The sequence below is a fragment of the Abyssibius alkaniclasticus genome (assembly GCF_020447305.1).
GTDB classification, from domain to species: Bacteria; Pseudomonadota; Alphaproteobacteria; order Rhodobacterales; family Rhodobacteraceae; genus Abyssibius; species Abyssibius alkaniclasticus.
In genome coordinates, this window is the sequence record NZ_CP095732.1 from 1,279,224 (window position 1) to 1,296,328 (window position 17,105).

Annotated in this window: 16 protein-coding genes; 10 read left to right on the forward strand and 6 right to left on the reverse strand. The window is 59.4% G+C overall.

Translation table 11 applies throughout. The features are described 5' to 3' along the window. Nucleotide 1 precedes the first annotated feature (1 nt). Complete coding sequence (locus LGT41_RS06515) at nucleotides 2-919, forward strand: ornithine cyclodeaminase family protein (RefSeq protein ID WP_274129308.1); 918 nt, start codon at nucleotides 2-4, stop codon at nucleotides 917-919. Here the strand turns inward: LGT41_RS06515 and LGT41_RS06520 are convergent. The 4 genes from LGT41_RS06520 to LGT41_RS06535 all read right to left on the reverse strand — a co-directional run bounded on the left by LGT41_RS06520 (nucleotide 904) and on the right by LGT41_RS06535 (nucleotide 5,592). Next, on the reverse strand, nucleotides 904-3,588 hold the full coding sequence (locus tag LGT41_RS06520) for a sensor histidine kinase (protein WP_274129309.1): 2,685 nt from the start codon (nucleotides 3,586-3,588) through the stop codon (nucleotides 904-906). The two genes, LGT41_RS06515 and LGT41_RS06520, sit on opposite strands and share 16 nt — an antisense overlap. 3 nt (nucleotides 3,589-3,591) lie before the next feature. Beyond that, nucleotides 3,592-3,834, reverse strand: a complete 243-nt coding sequence (locus LGT41_RS06525; RefSeq protein WP_274129310.1) for a hypothetical protein — start codon at nucleotides 3,832-3,834, stop codon at nucleotides 3,592-3,594. Next, complete coding sequence (locus tag LGT41_RS06530) at nucleotides 3,831-4,196, reverse strand: response regulator transcription factor (protein ID WP_274129311.1); 366 nt, start codon at nucleotides 4,194-4,196, stop codon at nucleotides 3,831-3,833. The genes LGT41_RS06525 and LGT41_RS06530 overlap by 4 nt, the downstream gene beginning before the upstream one ends. Before the next feature lie 73 nt (nucleotides 4,197-4,269). Beyond that, on the reverse strand, nucleotides 4,270-5,592 hold the full coding sequence (locus tag LGT41_RS06535; protein WP_274129312.1) for a helix-turn-helix transcriptional regulator: 1,323 nt from the start codon (nucleotides 5,590-5,592) through the stop codon (nucleotides 4,270-4,272). A 203-nt stretch (nucleotides 5,593-5,795) separates the two neighbouring features. Here LGT41_RS06535 and LGT41_RS06540 point away from each other — a divergent pair, with 203 nt between their 5' ends. The 6 genes from LGT41_RS06540 to acs all read left to right on the forward strand — a co-directional run bounded on the left by LGT41_RS06540 (nucleotide 5,796) and on the right by acs (nucleotide 12,985). After that, nucleotides 5,796-7,139, forward strand: a complete 1,344-nt coding sequence (locus LGT41_RS06540; protein ID WP_274129313.1) for a substrate-binding protein — start codon at nucleotides 5,796-5,798, stop codon at nucleotides 7,137-7,139. Nucleotides 7,140-7,235: 96 nt separating this feature from the next. Then, entirely contained in the window at nucleotides 7,236-8,279 is a 1,044-nt protein-coding gene (locus LGT41_RS06545; RefSeq protein ID WP_274129314.1) for a branched-chain amino acid ABC transporter permease, read from the forward strand. A gap of 1 nt (nucleotide 8,280) precedes the next feature. After that, the gene (locus LGT41_RS06550) at nucleotides 8,281-9,453 is read left to right on the forward strand and encodes a branched-chain amino acid ABC transporter permease (protein ID WP_274129315.1); all 1,173 of its coding nucleotides are present in this window, start codon (nucleotides 8,281-8,283) and stop codon (nucleotides 9,451-9,453) included. Nucleotides 9,454-9,462: 9 nt separating this feature from the next. Continuing rightward, nucleotides 9,463-10,221, forward strand: a complete 759-nt coding sequence (locus LGT41_RS06555) for an ABC transporter ATP-binding protein (protein WP_274129316.1) — start codon at nucleotides 9,463-9,465, stop codon at nucleotides 10,219-10,221. Further along, nucleotides 10,218-10,982, forward strand: a complete 765-nt coding sequence (locus LGT41_RS06560) for an ABC transporter ATP-binding protein (RefSeq protein WP_274129317.1) — start codon at nucleotides 10,218-10,220, stop codon at nucleotides 10,980-10,982. Before LGT41_RS06555 ends, LGT41_RS06560 begins: the two co-directional genes overlap by 4 nt. A gap of 53 nt (nucleotides 10,983-11,035) precedes the next feature. After that, nucleotides 11,036-12,985 carry an acetate--CoA ligase gene (gene acs / locus LGT41_RS06565; protein ID WP_274129318.1) on the forward strand — a complete coding sequence of 650 codons (1,950 nt, stop codon included), beginning with the start codon at nucleotides 11,036-11,038 and terminating at the stop codon, nucleotides 12,983-12,985. Nucleotides 12,986-13,240: 255 nt separating this feature from the next. On the opposite strand, the gene irrA is transcribed toward acs, so the two are convergent. Then, a complete protein-coding gene (gene irrA / locus LGT41_RS06570; RefSeq protein WP_274129319.1) occupies nucleotides 13,241-13,675 on the reverse strand; it encodes an iron response transcriptional regulator IrrA in 435 nt (144 codons plus the stop codon). Between the two features lie 175 nt (nucleotides 13,676-13,850). On the opposite strand from irrA, the gene fabA reads away from it, so the two are divergent. From fabA to LGT41_RS06585, 3 genes are read left to right on the forward strand one after another with little or no spacing between them, the layout of a single operon-like run. Continuing rightward, a complete protein-coding gene (gene fabA, locus LGT41_RS06575) occupies nucleotides 13,851-14,357 on the forward strand; it encodes a bifunctional 3-hydroxydecanoyl-ACP dehydratase/trans-2-decenoyl-ACP isomerase (RefSeq protein WP_274129320.1) in 507 nt (168 codons plus the stop codon). A gap of 26 nt (nucleotides 14,358-14,383) precedes the next feature. After that, nucleotides 14,384-15,610, forward strand: coding sequence for a beta-ketoacyl-ACP synthase I (gene fabB, locus LGT41_RS06580; protein ID WP_274129322.1), 1,227 nt, complete (start codon nucleotides 14,384-14,386; stop codon nucleotides 15,608-15,610). A gap of 5 nt (nucleotides 15,611-15,615) precedes the next feature. Then, a complete protein-coding gene (locus LGT41_RS06585; protein WP_274129323.1) occupies nucleotides 15,616-16,407 on the forward strand; it encodes an enoyl-ACP reductase FabI in 792 nt (263 codons plus the stop codon). Here the strand turns inward: LGT41_RS06585 and LGT41_RS06590 are convergent. Next, nucleotides 16,404-17,012, reverse strand: a complete 609-nt coding sequence (locus tag LGT41_RS06590) for a hypothetical protein (RefSeq protein WP_274129324.1) — start codon at nucleotides 17,010-17,012, stop codon at nucleotides 16,404-16,406. The two genes, LGT41_RS06585 and LGT41_RS06590, sit on opposite strands and share 4 nt — an antisense overlap. Nucleotides 17,013-17,105 lie beyond the last annotated feature (93 nt).

Here is a 17,105-nt window from a genome sequence, read left to right on the forward strand (position 1 = left end):
CATGGCCATCCCCTATATCACCGCCGATATGGTTGAAGCGCGCCTGAGCTGGAGCGCGGTGGCCGATGCAATCATTGCAGGCTCCAAAGCCGCGGCACCCAAAATCGGCGACCAGTTTCTGCGCGAGGGCGACAATACGCTTTTGTCGCGCGCAGCCTGGATTGCGGGCATGGGGATTGGTGTTAAATCGGTCACGGTGATGCCGGGCAATGCAGCCAATGGCCTGCCCAGCATCCACGGCGCAATGCTGGTTTTTGACGATGCGACCGGCCAGATCGAGGCGGTGATCGACAGCGATCTGGTCACCAAATGGAAAACGGCGGCCGACAGTCTGGCGGGCGCGCGGCTTTTGGCGCGGGCTGATGCAGCGCGGCTTTTGGTCATCGGCGCGGGGCGCGTGGCGGAGTCTGTCATCGACGCCTATCGCAGCCACTGGCCGGAACTGGATGTCATGGTCTGGGCGCGCAAACCTGCCCAGGCCGAGGCGCTGGCCAATGCCAAGGGCGCGCGCCTGGCCACAGATTTGCCGCGCGCCGTGGCGCGCGCCGATATCATTGCCACGGCGACAATGGCCAAAGAGCCCGTTCTATGGGGCGAATGGCTGCATCCCGGCCAGCATATCGACCTGATCGGCGCCTTTACCGCCGATATGCGCGAAGCCAATGATACAGCCCTGCAGCGCGCCAAAATTTTTGTCGACAGCCGGGCAACGACCGTTGGTCATATCGGCGAATTGATGATCCCGCTTGCCAGCGGCGCGATAACCGAAGCGCAGATTCTGGGCGAATTGCCTGATCTGGCCACGGGCCGGGCCGGGCGGCACTCGGCGCAAGACATTACCCTGTTCAAGAACGGCGGTGGCGCGCATCTGGATTTGATGACCGCGCGGCTGATCCTTGATATCTATCGCGGCGCATAGTCTGCAAGCGGCAGGCTTACGCGAAACACCGCACCGGGGGCATTGTCTTCCAGCGTCAGATCGCCATGCAGATTGCGCATGATCTCGCGGCTGATCGGCAAGCCAAGCCCGGCGCTTCCGGCCAGGGTTTCCGAGCTGAGGCGCGAAAATTTTTCAAACACGCGCATATGTTCGTGCGGGGCGATTCCGGGGCCGTTATCGATGACGCCGATCAGCGCAAGCTTGCCAACCCTGCGCGCATGAATGATGATTTCGGGCGCGTTTGATATGCCATATTTCACGGCATTGGTAATGAGGTTGATGAACACCTGCGCCAGCCTGTCAAAATCGGCATGAACGACAAGCGGCGTTTCGGGCATTTTTTGCACGATGCGCACGCCAGCGGCGCTGATCAGTGCCTCGGCGCTGTTCAGGGCGCGGTCGATGACCGCTTGCAGGGGCACATCTTGCAAAACCCAGTTCACGCGCCCGCTTTCCAGATGCGACAGGTCAAGGATTTCATCCAGAATCCGCGTCAGCCGCTCGCTTTCGTCGCGGATGATCCCGGCAAAACGCTGGGCCTTTTCATCTGACAGGTCTTTGGTTTCACGCAGAATTTCGGAAAACGAGCGGATCGAGGTCATCGGTGTGCGCAGCTCATGGCTGACCTGGCTGAGAAACGCGTCTTTTTGCGCGCCAAGCTCGGTCAGCTTGGCATTGGCCTGGCGCAATTGCTGCGCGGTTTCCGCCAACTCGCGCGACTGCGCCTCGACCTGCTGCGAATATTCCATGATCTGCGCGGTTTCATCGGCAATTTTCATCAGCTCATCGACCGACACCATACCGCCCCCGGCGATCTGGCTGACCATCGCATGGGCCGATGCCCCGCCGACCGAACCGGAAAGCTCGCGCTCCAGCACCTGCACAAAGTCATCGGTCGCCTCGGGCAGGCCGCTGCTGCGGCCTTGCGCGCGGGCAACGCGGGTGAACAGCGCATGGGCCGCATCGGCCCCCAGAATGCGCTGGGCGAGCGTGTAAAGGTCTTCCGCCGTGGCTGAACGCGCAATCAGGTAGCCGCCCGAGCCTTCGTTCAGGCGAAACACATCGACAAACTGGGTGGATTGCAGCCGCTCCAGCGGGGTGGGCGTGCTGCCAAGCGATACGGCAATGAACAGCCCGGTATTCACCGTCATCGCCCAGAACATCGAATGCACCAGATCATCGCCAAAATCCAGACCGAACAGGGTTTGCGGGCGCAGCATTTCCCAACCGAACGGGCCATTGGCCAGCGTTTGCGCGCTCAGGATGAAACCACCGTCAAAGCTGGGCAGAAACAGCGTATAGGCCCAGATGATGAAGCCGCCGATCATGCCCACCAGCGCGCCCTTGCGCGTGGCCCCGCGCCAGAACAGCCCGCCGATCAGCGCGGGCATGACCTGCGCGATGCCGGCAAAGGAAACAAGCCCGATGGCGGCCAGCGCGGTCGAACCGCCCGTCAGCCGGAAATAGAGATAGCCAAGCAGCAGCACCACCCCGATGCTGATACGGCGACTGACCAAAAGCACCTGCTTCACATCGCCCGAGGTTTGCAAAAGCCCCGTGCTGGCGCGCAGCCAAAGCGGCATGACAATATGGTTTGACATCATCGTTGACAGCGCAATCGCCGCCACGATCACCATAGAGGTGGCCGAGGAAAACCCGCCAAGAAAGGCAAAAAGTGCAAGCATGTTCTGCCCTTCGGCCAAAGGCACCGACAACACGAACAGATCGGGGTTGGAGCCTTCGGGCAGTATTGCCCCGCCCGCAATGGCGATGGGCAGCACGAACAGGCTTATCAAGAAAAGGTAGAAGGGAAAGGCCCAGCTTGCCACGGCAAGGTGGCGCTCATCGGCATTTTCGACCACTGTCACCTGAAACATGCGCGGCAGGCAGATGATGGCCGTGGCCGACAGGAACACCAGCGTCGCCCAGCGCGGCGAAAAGATGTTTTCGGGGTGCAGCAGGTTGGGTGCCGCGCGCGAAAATATGTCAGCCGGGCCATTGGCCACGCCCCAAACCACAAAAATGCCTACCGCGAGCAGTGCAAACAGCTTTACCACCGCTTCCAGCGCGATGGCGGTCACAACGCCGTGGTGGCGTTCGTTCACATCCACATTGCGGGTGCCGAACAGAATGGTGAATACCGCAAGGCCAACCGCAATCCAGAAGGCCGTGGCATTCGCACTGCCAAAGCCGCTTTCGCCGGTATCAAAAACCGAGAATGACAGGGTAATCGATTGCAATTGCAGCGCGATATAAGGGGTAGAGCCGACCACCGCCAGAAAAGTAACCACCACGGCCAGCGTTGGGCTTTTGCCATAGCGCGAGGAGATCATATCGGCGATCGAGGTGATGCGCTGCGCCCGGCCAATGCGCAGTATCTTGCGCAGCAGCCACCACCAGCCGATGAACACCAGTGTCGGCCCAAGGTAGATGGCCACATATTCCAGCCCGTTGCGCGCCGCCGAGCCAACGGCGCCATAAAACGTCCAGGCCGTGCAATAGACCGAAATGGACAGCGTGTAGACTATGGGCGAGCGAAGCCAGGAAAAATGGCCGCGCGCCGCGCGCCGCTCCGCCCAGAAAGCAACCGCAAAAAGCAGGGCGACATAGGCAAGGCTGACGAAAAGCAGAGTGTTGAAATTCAACATGGCCTAGCCCGGATCGTCACGCATGATGGCGCGCGCCAGCCTGCGCGCCAGCCAGATCAGCCCCAGCCAAACACCGAATACATAGACGAATGCCGCCGGCAGGCCCAGAATGGTGCCGGCCTGCGCAAAAATCCAGATAATGGGCGAAAGCAGTAAAAACCCGCCAAGAATGGGCAAAAGCGCGGCAAAATCCTGCCTGCGCCGCCGTTCCAGCGCACGCTGGGCCAGGTCGGGCTTGGGTTTCATAGCCCGACCAGCAGCCGCGCGCGCGCCACCAGTTCGGCATTGGCAAAGGGTTTGGTCATGAAAACATCCACGCCAATATCTTCGGCCATTTGCTGGTCACGCGACTGGCCCTTGGCGGTGAGCATCATCACTTTCGGTGCGATTTGCCCTTTCAGGCGCAGATCGCGCAAAATGTCAAAGCCGCTGCGATTGGGCAGCATCACATCGAGGATCACCAGATCGGGGGCAGAGTCTGCAATGCGGGCCAATGCGCGGTTGCCGTCAGATTCGCTTTGCACGGCGAAGCCTGCGCGTTCCAGCAAAAAGGTCAGTGATTCGACGATATTCGGTTCGTCCTCAACAATCAGGACAGATTTGCGCACAGATTACCCCCCGACGCCCATGCGGCGCTTGGGGCAGGATAAAAGGCCAAAAGGTCAAATGCCAAGCGATTTGTCAGCCAACCACCTGGGGGATATCGGTAAGATAGGCGGCGCGGCTGCGCGCGTCGCAGCCTTTGCGCGGGCAAATCGCACAGGCCGTGCCAACCGCCGAAATGCCTTGGGGTTGCGGCAGCCACGCCGAAATCACCTTCAGGCTGTCATCGGGGATCAGCAGCATGGCCGCCTGATAGTTGGGGGTTTGGCCCACCGGGGCCGGCGCGGTCTGCTCGGCCAACGACAATGCGGTAATCACCGTGCCATCGCTTAGCGACAGGGCCGAAATGGCGCTGCGCTCGGGGTGGCTGAAGGCCTGAAAGATGGGCCAAAGCGCACAGGCGGCACCGTGGCGGGGCAGGGCGAAACTTTCGAGCGGCTGGCGCCAGATGGGCTGGCCTGCGGCATTGACCACCAATAGCCCGAAGCGCGGCGCGGCAATATCCTCGCGCCGCAAGGCCGCAAGCCTGCGATAGATGCGGATCTGGCTGCCGCCGAAATGCTGGCCCAGCGCATGGGGGTTATAGGCCAGGCGCGCGGCGGTGGCGGCAAATTCCGCAAGCGGCAGGGCGGCGGCATCGCCCGCATAACGCGCCAGCAGGTCATGCGCCATAGAGCGTGCGGCCGGGCTGTCCAGTTCGGGGGCGTCGGCCAGAAGCGCCGCCACACTGCCTCCGGCATCGAGCGCCGGAAAGCGATAGCCGTGCCGTTGCAGGAAACTGTCCACCGCCTCTTCCGGCGTGGCCGCAGCGGCGGCACCTTCGCTTGCGCGGTCAAGATAGGCGCTCAGCGCCGTGGCCGCATCTGAAAGGCGGCGGCTTTCATCGTGAATGCTGCGCACAAAGCGGCGCTGCTGGTCGGGGGCAATGTCATCAACCGTGCTTAGAATGCCCGCGGTCGAGCGGATTGCCGTGATGTTCGACAGGATATTATGCAGCGTTTCGGCCAAAAACGGATCATGCCCCAAACGATCGCTCAGCACGGTAATGGCCTCGCGCAAGTCATGGTTCTGGCGCGACAGGGCGGCCACGCTGTGCGCCCAGTCGGGAAATTGCGCGATGAACGCCTCGATCAGGCCCGGATCGATGCCGCCCTGCGCGGTGGCCACGGCGCGCAATTCGGCCAATTGTGCCGAATCCGGCCCCTCGTTCAATGCCGAAGCCGGCAAGTGGAGCGCGCGCGCCAAAGCCTGAAGGCGCAACCCCGCGATTCTGCGTTTGTTATGCTCGATCAGGTTGAGATAGGAGGCCGACAGCCCGGCCGCGGCCGCAAGTTGACGTTGCGTGAGCCCCATTTTGCGCCGGGCTTCACGAATGCGTGTTCCAACCAGGTATCCGACCATGCGCGATCCTCTTGCTTTGCAACGGAAAAACGACACGCTTGTAAATAAATTTACTATTGTGCGCTGCAATATAGAAATAAGTTTACAAAATAATGCAAGGAAAGCAATAATTTATTGTGAACTTCACAAACCTCCCGGCATTATACCTATGGCGCAATGCGCCCCGCCGGATAACCGGCAAGGACAGGAATGGGAGGAAATTCATGTCAAAACTAACCCTCAGCCGTCGCGGACTCATCCGCTCGGGCGCCGTTGCAGGCGCGGGGCTTGCTTTGCCCACAATTTTTACCGGCGCTGCGTCGGCCTATACAAACGAACCTACCGGCAGCGATGTCATCTTTGGCTTTAACGTGCCCCAGTCCGGCCCCTATGCCGACGAAGGTGCCGACGAGCTTCGCGCCTATCAGCTTGCTGTCAAACACCTGAACGGTGAAGGCGATGGCGGCATGATGAACACCTTCAGCGGCAGCGCGCTGACAGGTCAGGGTGTGCTTGGCAAGCGGGTCGCCTATGTCACCGGCGATACGCAGACAAAATCCGACGCCGCGCGCGCTTCGGCCCAGTCGATGATCCAGCGCGATGGCGCCATCATGATCACCGGCGGCTCGTCATCGGGTGTGGCTGTTGCCGTGCAGGCGCTCTGCCAGGAGGCCGGGGTTATCTTCATGGCCTGTCTGACGCATTCCAACGACACGACCGGCAAGGACAAGAAGGCCAATGGCTTCCGCCATTTCTTCAACGCCTATATGTCGGGTGCGGCACTTGCGCCGGTTCTGGCCAAAACCTATGGCAGCGACCGTCGCGCCTATCATCTGACCGCCGACTATACCTGGGGCTGGACACAGCAGGCATCGATGCAGGCCTTTACCGAGGCTGAAGGCTGGGAAACCGTCAACAACGTGCTGACCCCGCTGACCGCAACCGATTTCAGCTCGTATATCGCGCCGGTTCTGAACTCGGGTGCCGATGTTCTCGTGCTGAACCATTACGGCGGAAACATGGTGAACTCGCTCACCAATGCCGTGCAGTTCGGTCTGCGCGACAAGCAGGTCAACGGCAAGAACTTCGAGATTGTTGTGCCGCTCTATTCCGAGCTTATGGCCAAAGGCGCGGGTGAAAACGTGCGCGGCATTCTTGGCTCAAGCAACTGGCACTGGCAATTGCCCGATCCGGGCACCCAGGCCTTCACCAAATCCTTTGGTGAGGAATATGGCTTCCCGCCAAGCCAGGCCGCACAAACCGCCTATGCCCAGACGCTGCTATATGCGGATGCGGCTGAACGCGCCGGCACCTTCAATCCTTGCGGGATTGTGGATGCGCTTGAAGGCTTCAGCTTTGATGGCCTTGGCAATGGCCCGACCGAATACCGTGCCGCCGACCACCAGTGCTTCAAGGATGTGCTGGTTGTGAAAGGCACCGAAGCGCCAACCTCGGAATATGATGTGCTTGAGGTGGTTGAAATCACCCCGCGCGCACAGGTCGAATATGACCCCGAGAACGAGTTCTTCGCCGGTGGCGCTTTGGGCGAATGTAACCCGGGCGCATAGGTTTCCCCCTCGGGAATCACTCCCGGTCGCATCCTGTGTGATGCGGCCGGCTTTTCCGCACAAGCGGGCATAACGTAACATCGGGCGGGGAACACGATGGACGCCATCTTCCTACAATTACTGAACGGTCTGGACAAAGGTTCGGCCTATGCGCTGATCGCGCTGGGGCTTACGCTGATTTTCGGCACTTTGGGCGTGGTCAATTTTGCGCATGGCGCCTTGTTCATGCTCGGCGCGTTCTGCGCTGTGACCTTCAACAATATCCTGAATATCGCAAGCGTCACGCTTGATCCGGAGCGCACCGATTTTCTGGGCAACCCGCTGAAGGTGGAAACACCCTATCTAGAAATGTGGTTTGGTGAATTCGGCAGTTGGATGATCGATTACACCGTGCCGCTGGCCATCATCGTTGCCATTCCGGTAATGATCCTGATCGGCATCATCATGGAACGCGGGCTGATCAAGCATTTTTACAAACGCCCCCATGCCGACCAGATTCTTGTAACCTTTGGCCTGGCGATCGTGCTGCAAGAGGTCATCAAATTCTACTTCGGCGCCAATCCCATTCCCACACCCAGCCCTGCGGCCTTCAAAGGCTCGCTCGATATCGGTGTGATGTTGGGGTTTGACCCGAATGCCGTGATCTACCCCTATTGGCGGCTGATCTATTTCTTCTTTGCGGCCATCGTCATCGGCGCGGTCTTTGCCTTCCTGCAATTCACCACCTTTGGCATGGTTGTGCGTGCCGGCATGGCCGACCGTGAAACCGTGGGCCTGCTTGGCATCAATATCGACCGGCGCTTCACCATCATGTTCGGGGTGGCGGCTGCGGTCGCCGGGGTTGCAGGGGTCATGTATACGCCTATCAACAGCCCCAATTACCATATGGGCATGGATTTTCTGGTGCTGAGTTTCGTGGTGGTCGTGGTTGGCGGCATGGGCAGCCTGCCCGGCGCCGTGGCTGCGGGCTTCCTGCTTGGCGTTCTTGAAAGCTTCGCCTCGATGGTCGAGGTCAAGGACGCCTTTGAATCCATCGGCCTGCCCAGTATCGACCAGATTGTAATCTACCTTGTTGCAGTGATCATCCTGCTGACAAGGCCGCGTGGCCTTATGGGCCGCAAAGGCGTGATGGAGGAATAGCATGTTCAACACGACCCGCACCAATGACCGGCTTTTGTTGACCATTGTCATCATCATGGTTCTGCTTGGCCCGATCATCCTTGCGCCCTTTGGCGCAGGCTACCCCGCGCTTTTGCAGCGTTTCGCCATTTACGGGCTGTTTGCCGTTGGCTTCAACATTCTGTTCGGCCTTACCGGCTATCTGTCCTTTGGCCATGCGGCCTTTCTGGGCGTCGGCTCTTATGCGGCGGTCTGGATGTTCAAGCTGCTGACCATGAACATCATCCCGGCGATCTTGCTGGCGATGGTCATTTCCGGGCTGTTTGCGCTGCTGATCGGCTATATCAGCTTGCGGCGTTCGGGGATCTACTTTTCGATCCTCACGCTGGCCTTTGCGCAGATGAGCTATAACATGGCCTATTCCGTGCTGACCCCGCTGACCAATGGCGAAACCGGTCTGCAACTGGCGCTGAGCGATCCGCGCGTGCTGGACAGGGTTGAAAACGCCAACCAACTGCCGCTGACCAACCTGTTCGGGCTGGATATGAACGCCGTCTTCTGGAACCCGACGCTGCTGGGTTACCAGATTCAGTTCAACTATGGTTTCTATGTCTGCGCGGCCTTCCTGATCGGCGGGTTCTATCTGTCGATGCGCATCTTCCGCTCGCCCTTCGGGCTGATGCTGCGCGCCGTCAAGACCAACCGCACACGGCTGAACTATACCGGCATCAACCCGCGCCCCTATACGCTTGCGGCCTTTGTGATCTCGGGCATGTATGCCGGGCTGGCGGGGGCGCTTCTGGCCAGCATGGAACCGCTGGCCGGTGCCGAGCGTATGCAATGGACAGCATCGGGCGAGGTGGTCTTGATGACCATTCTGGGCGGTGCAGGCACGCTGATCGGGCCGGTCTTGGGCGCGGGTGCGATCAAATATTTCGAAAACATCTTTTCGACCATCAATGAAAACGTGCTGCATGGCTGGTTCAGCATCTTCCCCGAATGGCTGAACAGCACATTGAGCTGGGTCTTTTCGCCCTTCTTTGGCGAAGGCTGGAGCCTGACCCTGGGGTTGCTGTTCATGCTGGTGGTTATCTTTCTGCCCGGCGGGCTGGTTGAAGGAGCGCAAAGGCTGGGCGGCTGGCTCAAGGGATTGGTCGGCAAACGCCCTGAAACCGCCACCACACCGGCTGAATAGGAGCGGAAGATGGGCATTTTAGAAGTTCAGAACGTCAACAAACGCTTTGGTGGCCTGCAGGCGCTTTCAAACGTCAACCTCGATGTGCAGGAAGGCTCTATCCATGCGATTATCGGGCCGAACGGGGCGGGCAAATCCACCTTCCTCAATTGCCTGATCGGCAAGCTGAAACCCGATACCGGCACGGTGCTGTTCAACGGCCAGTCGGTGCTGGGCAAGAAACCCCACCAGATCAACCAGCTCGGCGTCAGCCGGGTGTTCCAGACGCCGGAAATCTTTTCCAGCCTCAGCGTATGGGAAAACGTGCTGATCCCGTGCTTTGCGCATCGTGACGGGGCGTTCACGCTGAACCCGCTGAAATCGGTCGCCAAGGATGCCGATATTCGCGCCAAGGCCGAAGAAATTCTGGCCGATGTCGGCATGTCGGACAAGCGCAACATGATCGCGGCTTCAATGTCGCGCGGCGACAAGCGGCGCCTGGAAATGGCCATGTGCCTTGTGCAGGAACCCAAGCTCTTGCTGCTTGACGAGCCGACCGCCGGCATGGCGCGGGCCGATACCAACAACACGATCGCGCTTTTGCGCGAGATCAGCGAAAAGCGCAAAATCACCAAAGTGATCATCGAACATGACATGCATGTCGTGTTTTCGCTGGCCAGCCGCATTTCGGTGCTGGCACAGGGTGCGATCATTGTCGAGGACACGCCGGAAAATATCAAAGGCCATCCGAAAGTGCGAGAAGCCTATCTAGGGGAGGCACAGGTATGACCCTGACCGATACAGACTATTCCAACGCGGCCTCTGAAAACCTTGGGCGGGTCGAGCCGGCCTATTTCCAGTGCCACGACATCCATGCCTATTACGGCGAAAGCTATATCGTGCAGGGCGTGAGCTTCAACATTCATGAAGGTGAGATTCTGGCGCTGCTCGGGCGCAACGGGGCGGGCAAAACCTCGACCCTGCGCGCCATTGCCCGCATGGATGACCCGGCGCTGAAACGCGGCGAGATCTGGCTCGACCATAAGCCGCTGCACGATATGAAATCGTTTCAGGCCAGCCAGTTCGGCGTGGGGCTGGTGCCGGAAGACCGGCGGATCATTCCCGGCCTGACGGTGGAAGAAAACATCAAGCTGGCGCAAATCGCCCCGCCTAAAGGCTGGTCGGCCGAGCGGATTTACGAGCTGTTCCCCCGCCTTGGCGAGCGGCGCAAGCAAGAGGGTGTAACCCTGTCGGGCGGCGAGCAGCAGATGCTGGCCATTGGCCGCGCACTGGCCCGCGATGTGAAGCTGCTCTTGCTGGATGAGCCTTATGAAGGGCTTGCGCCGGTCATCGTGCAGGAAATCGAGCGCACTTTGGCGCAGATCAAATCACTCGGCATCACCACGATTATCGTCGAGCAAAACGCCATTGCAGCGTTGAAACTGGCCGATAGGGCGGTCATTCTGGATACCGGACAGGTGGTGTTTGACGGCACGGCCCAAGAGGTGCTGGACAATGAGGCGCTCCGCCAGGAATATTTGGCCATCTAGCCCGCTTTGCGCCAGCAAGGGCGCGGCGCCCGGCCCAAACGGATGAGGATACAATGACAAACGCAAGCTTCCCCCCCGCAACCGATTTTGCGGAGAATGCGCATATTGATGCGGCGACCTATGAAAAAATGTATGCAGAATCAATAGCCGACCCCGATGCGTTCTGGGGCAAGGCGGCGGCGCGGCTGGATTGGGTGAAAGCGCCCAAAACCATCAAGAACACCTCATTCGCCTATGAAAATGTGTCGATCAAATGGTTTGAAGATGGCGAATTGAACGTCGCCGCCAATTGCATTGACCGGCATCTGGCCACGCGCGGCAACCAGACCGCAATCATCTGGGAGGCGGACGACCCCGCCACCCCCGCCAAGCACATCACCTATGCCGAATTGCACGACCAGGTCAGCCGCTTGGCCAATGTGCTGCGCGCCCAGGGTGTGGGCAAGGGCGACCGCGTTGTCATTTACCTGCCGATGATCCCTGCCGCCGCCTATGCCATGCTGGCCTGCGCGCGCATCGGTGCCGTGCATTCCGTGGTGTTTGCGGGCTTCTCGCCCGACGCGCTTGGCAACCGCATCAACGATAGCGGCGCCAAGGTGCTGATCACCGCCGATGAAGCCCCGCGCGGCGGGCGCAAAACGCCGCTGAAATCCAATGCCGATGCCGCCCTTCTGCATTGCAGCGATTCCGTGCGCTGTTTGGTTGTCAAACATACCGGCGGGCAAACCACATGGGTTGCGGGGCGCGATATCGACCTGCTCGCCGAAATGGCGGCGGCCAGTGGCAATTGCGCGCCCGAAGTGATGAATGCCGAAGACCCGCTTTTCGTGCTGTATACCTCCGGTTCTACCGGCAAGCCCAAGGGCGTGGTCCATTCCTCGGGCGGCTATCTGCTTTATGCCGCGATGACCCATGAATACACGTTCGACTATCATGATGGCGATATCTACTGGTGCACCGCCGATGTCGGCTGGGTGACCGGCCATAGCTATATCGTTTATGGCCCGCTGGCCAATGGCGCGACCACGCTGATGTTCGAAGGCGTGCCAACCTGGCCCGATGCCTCGCGCTTCTGGCAGGTGTGCGAAAAGCACAAGGTGAACCAGTTCTACACCGCCCCCACCGCCATTCGCGCGCTGATGGGGCAGGGCGACAGCTTTGTGTCGGGCTGCGATCTGTCCAGCCTGAAACTGCTGGGCACGGTGGGCGAGCCGATCAACCCCGAAGCCTGGAACTGGTATAACGAGGTGGTCGGCAAGGGAAAGCTGCCCATCGTCGATACATGGTGGCAAACCGAAACCGGCGGCCACATGATCACCCCGCTGCCCGGCGCGATTGCCGCCAAACCCGGCTCTGCCACCAAACCGTTCTTCGGCGTGCAGCCGGTTATTCTTGATGCCACAACAGGCGAAGAGCAAACTGCGACCGAGGCCGAGGGCGTGCTTTGCGTTAAAGACAGTTGGCCCGGCCAGATGCGCACGGTATTTGGCGACCATGACCGCTTCGTTTCGGCCTATTTCGCCGATTACAAAGGCTATTATTTCACCGGCGATGGCTGTCGGCGCGATGCCGATGGCTATTACTGGATCACCGGGCGGGTTGATGACGTGATCAACGTCTCGGGCCACCGGATGGGCACGGCCGAGGTGGAAAGCGCGCTGGTCGCGCACGCAAAAGTGGCCGAGGCTGCGGTTGTCGGCTATCCTCATGCCATCAAGGGGCAGGGGATTTATGCCTATATCACCCTGATGAACGGCGTTGAGCCCAGCGACGAGCTGAAGCGCGAGCTGGTGCTATGGGTGCGCAAGGAAATCGGCCCCATCGCCAGCCCCGACCTCATCCAATGGGCGCCGGGCCTGCCAAAGACTCGGTCAGGCAAAATCATGCGGCGGATTCTGCGCAAGATCGCCGAAAACGAGTATGGCAGCCTTGGGGATACATCTACGCTTGCAGACCCGGGCGTGGTTGACGATCTTATTACCAACCGGATGCATCGAAATTAATTATACTAAACTTTTATGAATGCATGATGCCTTCTTTTTTGCTAAAAGAGGGCATCATCTTTGTAGGAGTTTAACGATGCGCGTCATTTGTTTGTTCGTCATAACAGCCGCCCTGTCCGGCTGCATTTACCCGAATGCGATTTATCCCGACCTGCCACAGGGCCAATATACAGAGCCGACAGAACCATAAACCCGGCCACAAGGCTGCGCTTTGGCCCCATCAACCATTTCAAGGTATCGGATCGTCTGCGCCCGCTAACGTCGGCGCAGACGAATCACCACATCCACGCGCGAAATTTCTGTGTTTTCCGGCGGGGTTGGCAGGCCTTCAATTTGTATGGCCGAATTTGGCGCATCCGACAGCCGCCCGTCATCTTCCCAATAGTAATGCGGATGATGGTCGGTGCGGGTGTCAAAATAGGTGCGGTTCCCGTCGACGGTAATTTCATGCAGCAGGCCAGCGCCGCAAAAGGCGCGCAGCGTGTTGTAAACCGTGGCCAGCGAGACCGATTGATCGCCCGAAGCCGCCGCCTCGTGCAGGCTTTCGGCGGTGACATGGCGGTCGCGCCCGTCGCCCACCAGCAGCGTGGCCAAGGCCAGCCGTTGCCGGGTTGGGCGCAGCCCGGCATCGGTTAGCCAATCGGCGGCCCGCTCATGCGGGCGCAGCTGGTTTTTTTGCTCATGTGGCATAATATTTCCCGCCTTACTGTTTAATTAGCGCAAAAACCCCATATAGTTCCAGCGAAAAGCCTATCAGCCGCCGATATGCGGCGATATTGTGCAGGCAGGCACGCTTGCACGCCAACCCTTGCGGGTGATAGGGAAAGAGCCAACACTGGCGCAAAGAACTAAGGAGCAGGGCTTGATGCAACACCGCCCCACCAGCATAGACTATGACGGGCTGCTAGAATGCGCGCGCGGCGAAATGTTCGGCCCCGGCAATGCGCAATTGCCCATGCCGCCCATGCTGATGATGGACCGCATCACCGAAATTTCCGCCGATGGCGGCCCGCACGGTCAGGGCCATGTTGTTGCCGAGTTCGATATCAAGCCCGACCTGTGGTTCTTCCCCTGCCATTTTGTCGGCAACCCGATCATGCCCGGCTGTCTGGGGCTTGATGCGCTTTGGCAGATTACCGGCTTCAACCTTGGCTGGCGCGGCATGAAGGGGCGCGGCATGGCGCTGGGTGTGGGCGAGGTGAAATTCACCGGCATGGTCACCCCCGAAACTAGGCTCGTGCGTTACGAGGTGGATATGGTGCGGGTGATCGACCGTAAATTGAAAATTGGGCGCGCCGATGGGCGTATGTATGCCGATGATGTGCATGTTTATACCGCGCTCGACATGAAAGTTGGCCTGTCGCAAGACTGATCTGACCAAAGCAAAGGAAATCCGCTATGCGTCGCGTTGTCATCACAGGGCTGGGAATCGTCTCGTCAATCGGCGTTTCGGCGACCGAAGTGCTTGATTCATTGCAAACCGGTCGTTCGGGCATCAGCTTTGCTGAAAGTTACGCTGAAAACGGCTTTCGCTCGCGCGTGCATGGTATGCCGAATATCGATGTGAGCGCCCATATCGACAAGCGCAACCTGCGCTTCATGGGCGATGGCGCGGCCTATAATTTCATCGCTATGGAACAGGCGATTGCCGATGCCGGGCTGGAAGACAGCGATGTCTCCAACGAACGCACCGGGCTTGTCATGGGCTCTGGCGGGCCAAGCACCAAGAACCTGTTCAACGCCCACCAGATTGTGCTGAAAAACGGCGCGCCCAAACGCATGGGGCCGTTCATGGTTACGCGCGGCATGTCCTCGACCAACTCGGCCTGTCTGGCGACGCCTTTCAAGATCAAGGGTGTGAACTATTCCATCACCTCGGCCTGCTCCACCTCGGCGCATTGCATTGGCAACGGGGTCGAGCAAATCCAGCTTGGCAAGCAGGATGTTGTCTTTGCCGGCGGGGGCGAGGAGCTGGATTGGACCCTGTCCTGCCTGTTCGATGCGATGGGCGCAATGTCCTCCAAATACAACGACACGCCGGAACTGGCCAGCCGCGCCTATGATGCCGACCGTGACGGTTTTGTCATTGCCGGTGGTGGCGGGGTTGTCGTGCTGGAAGAGCTTTCGCACGCACAGGCGCGCGGTGCAAAAATTTACGCCGAAGTCACGGGCTATGGGGCCACTTCTGATGGTTATGACATGGTCGCGCCTTCGGGCGAGGGGGGCGAGCGATCTATGAAGCTCGCGCTTGGCACGATTGGGGACCGCAAGGTTTCCTATATCAACAGCCACGGCACCTCCACCCCGGCTGGCGATATCACGGAGATCGACGCCATCCGCCGGGTGTTTGGCGATGGTGCCACCCCGCCCGTATCTTCAACCAAATCACTGACGGGCCACAGCCTTGGGGCAACCGGCGTGCAGGAAACCATTTATTGCCTGCTGATGATGCAGCATAATTTCATTGCCGCCAGCGCCAATATCCAGACTCTCGATCCGGCCCTCAAGCCTTCGGAAATTGTGATGGCGCGGCGCGACAATGTGGATCACGATACACTACTTTCGAACTCCTTCGGATTCGGCGGCACGAACGCGACGCTCGCGCTCTCTAAATTTCATGGGTAATGATCATGGCTGAATTGATGCGCGGCAAACGTGGGCTGGTGATGGGTGTCGCCAATGACCGTTCTATCGCCTGGGGAATTTCAAGGGCGCTTGCGGCCGAAGGGGCGGAGCTTGCCTTCACCTATCAGGGTGAAGGTTTTGGCAAGCGCGTGCTGCCCTTGGCGCAAAGCCTTGGCTCGAACATGGTGATCGAGGCCGATGTGCAGGATTCCGCATCGCTGGACCGCGCCTTTGGCACATTGGCCAAAAGCTGGGGCAGCATCGACTTTCTGATCCACGCCATCGCCTATTCCGACAAGGACGAGCTGACCGGCCGTTTCCTGAACACCACGCGCGCGAATTTCCTCAATTCGATGGATATTTCCTGCTATTCGCTGGTCGATGTGGCGCGGCGCGCTGCCCCCTTGATGAAGCAGGGCGGCAGCATTGTCACCCTCACCTATATGGGCAGTCAGCGGGTTATTCCGAATTACAATGTGATGGGCGTGGCCAAGGCGGCGCTTGAAGCCACGGTCCGCTATCTGGCAAATGATCTTGGCCCCGATGGTATCCGCGTCAACGCCGTCTCCCCCGGCCCGATGAAAACCCTGGCCGGGGCCGCGATTGGCGGGGCGCGCAAGGTTTATCGCGCAACCGAGGAAAACGCCCCGCTACGCAGCAATGCCAGCCTGGAAAGCTGCGGGGCGATGGGCATGTTCCTGTGTTCGGATATGTCTGCACATACAACCGGCGAAGTGATCTATGTCGATGGTGGCTACCATGTCATGGGCATGGCGCAGCCGGAAAACCTCGCCTAGAACAAACCGCCTTTCTTGCCAAGGTCCATCGAGGTCTTGGCGGTGACGTGGCAAAGCTTGACGACCTTGTCCAGAATATCCTGCGAATGTTTGGCGTCGAGCTTGTTGATCGTGTCGTCGATATGCTTCCAGAGCTTCACGAAATCCTTTGGGTCATAGGTTTTGACCTGCGTGGCCGCGGCCAGCATCCCGCGCACCGGCCCTTGGCGGAACAGTTGAAGATCGTTCAGCGGTCCGCCAGCCTTCAGCTTTCCTGCCGCCGCCAATAATTGCGCCACGCGCCCGGCAAAGGCCTTCACCTCACCCGCCATCGCCGAAAATTCTTCCTTCGCGGCAGAGGCCATGTTCACATAGGTCTTCTCGAATTCCGATTTGAACTTCTTGGCATCCTTTGCCGACTTGTCGGGAAATTTCGCCAGATAGGTCGCCAGCGCCTTGTAGCATTCGGCGGCGGCGGCGGCGTTCTTTGCGAAATCCCGGCCATAGACCTTGTGAAACGCATCAAGCGACTTGCCGACATTTACAGAGCTGACAGCGTTCGCGCCGACCCCGTGCGTTGTCTTGAACTTCTTCCATTGTGCATGTGTAGGAATGCTGACGGCCATGATAAATGCTCCAAACTGAAATAATATTGGGCAGACTACACCCGACACCCCAAAAAATGAAAATGATTTTCCTGACGGCACATTGCCCCGGCC

Excerpts from the sequence above, each read along its gene's own strand:
- LGT41_RS06515 (WP_274129308.1), top strand. The coding sequence starts at position 2 with ATGGCCATCCCCTATATCACCGCCGATATGGTTGAAGCGCGCCTGAGC.
- irrA (WP_274129319.1), bottom strand. The coding sequence starts at position 13,675 with ATGCCACATGAGCAAAAAAACCAGCTGCGCCCGCATGAGCGGGCCGCC.
- acs (WP_274129318.1), top strand. The coding sequence starts at position 11,036 with ATGACAAACGCAAGCTTCCCCCCCGCAACCGATTTTGCGGAGAATGCG.
- LGT41_RS06550 (WP_274129315.1), top strand. The coding sequence starts at position 8,281 with ATGTTCAACACGACCCGCACCAATGACCGGCTTTTGTTGACCATTGTC.
- LGT41_RS06585 (WP_274129323.1), top strand. The coding sequence starts at position 15,616 with ATGGCTGAATTGATGCGCGGCAAACGTGGGCTGGTGATGGGTGTCGCC.
- LGT41_RS06560 (WP_274129317.1), top strand. The coding sequence starts at position 10,218 with ATGACCCTGACCGATACAGACTATTCCAACGCGGCCTCTGAAAACCTT.
- fabA (WP_274129320.1), top strand. The coding sequence starts at position 13,851 with ATGCAACACCGCCCCACCAGCATAGACTATGACGGGCTGCTAGAATGC.
- LGT41_RS06520 (WP_274129309.1), bottom strand. The coding sequence starts at position 3,588 with ATGTTGAATTTCAACACTCTGCTTTTCGTCAGCCTTGCCTATGTCGCC.
- LGT41_RS06535 (WP_274129312.1), bottom strand. The coding sequence starts at position 5,592 with ATGGTCGGATACCTGGTTGGAACACGCATTCGTGAAGCCCGGCGCAAA.
- LGT41_RS06525 (WP_274129310.1), bottom strand. The coding sequence starts at position 3,834 with ATGAAACCCAAGCCCGACCTGGCCCAGCGTGCGCTGGAACGGCGGCGC.
- LGT41_RS06540 (WP_274129313.1), top strand. The coding sequence starts at position 5,796 with ATGTCAAAACTAACCCTCAGCCGTCGCGGACTCATCCGCTCGGGCGCC.
- LGT41_RS06555 (WP_274129316.1), top strand. The coding sequence starts at position 9,463 with ATGGGCATTTTAGAAGTTCAGAACGTCAACAAACGCTTTGGTGGCCTG.
- LGT41_RS06590 (WP_274129324.1), bottom strand. The coding sequence starts at position 17,012 with ATGGCCGTCAGCATTCCTACACATGCACAATGGAAGAAGTTCAAGACA.
- fabB (WP_274129322.1), top strand. The coding sequence starts at position 14,384 with ATGCGTCGCGTTGTCATCACAGGGCTGGGAATCGTCTCGTCAATCGGC.
- LGT41_RS06545 (WP_274129314.1), top strand. The coding sequence starts at position 7,236 with ATGGACGCCATCTTCCTACAATTACTGAACGGTCTGGACAAAGGTTCG.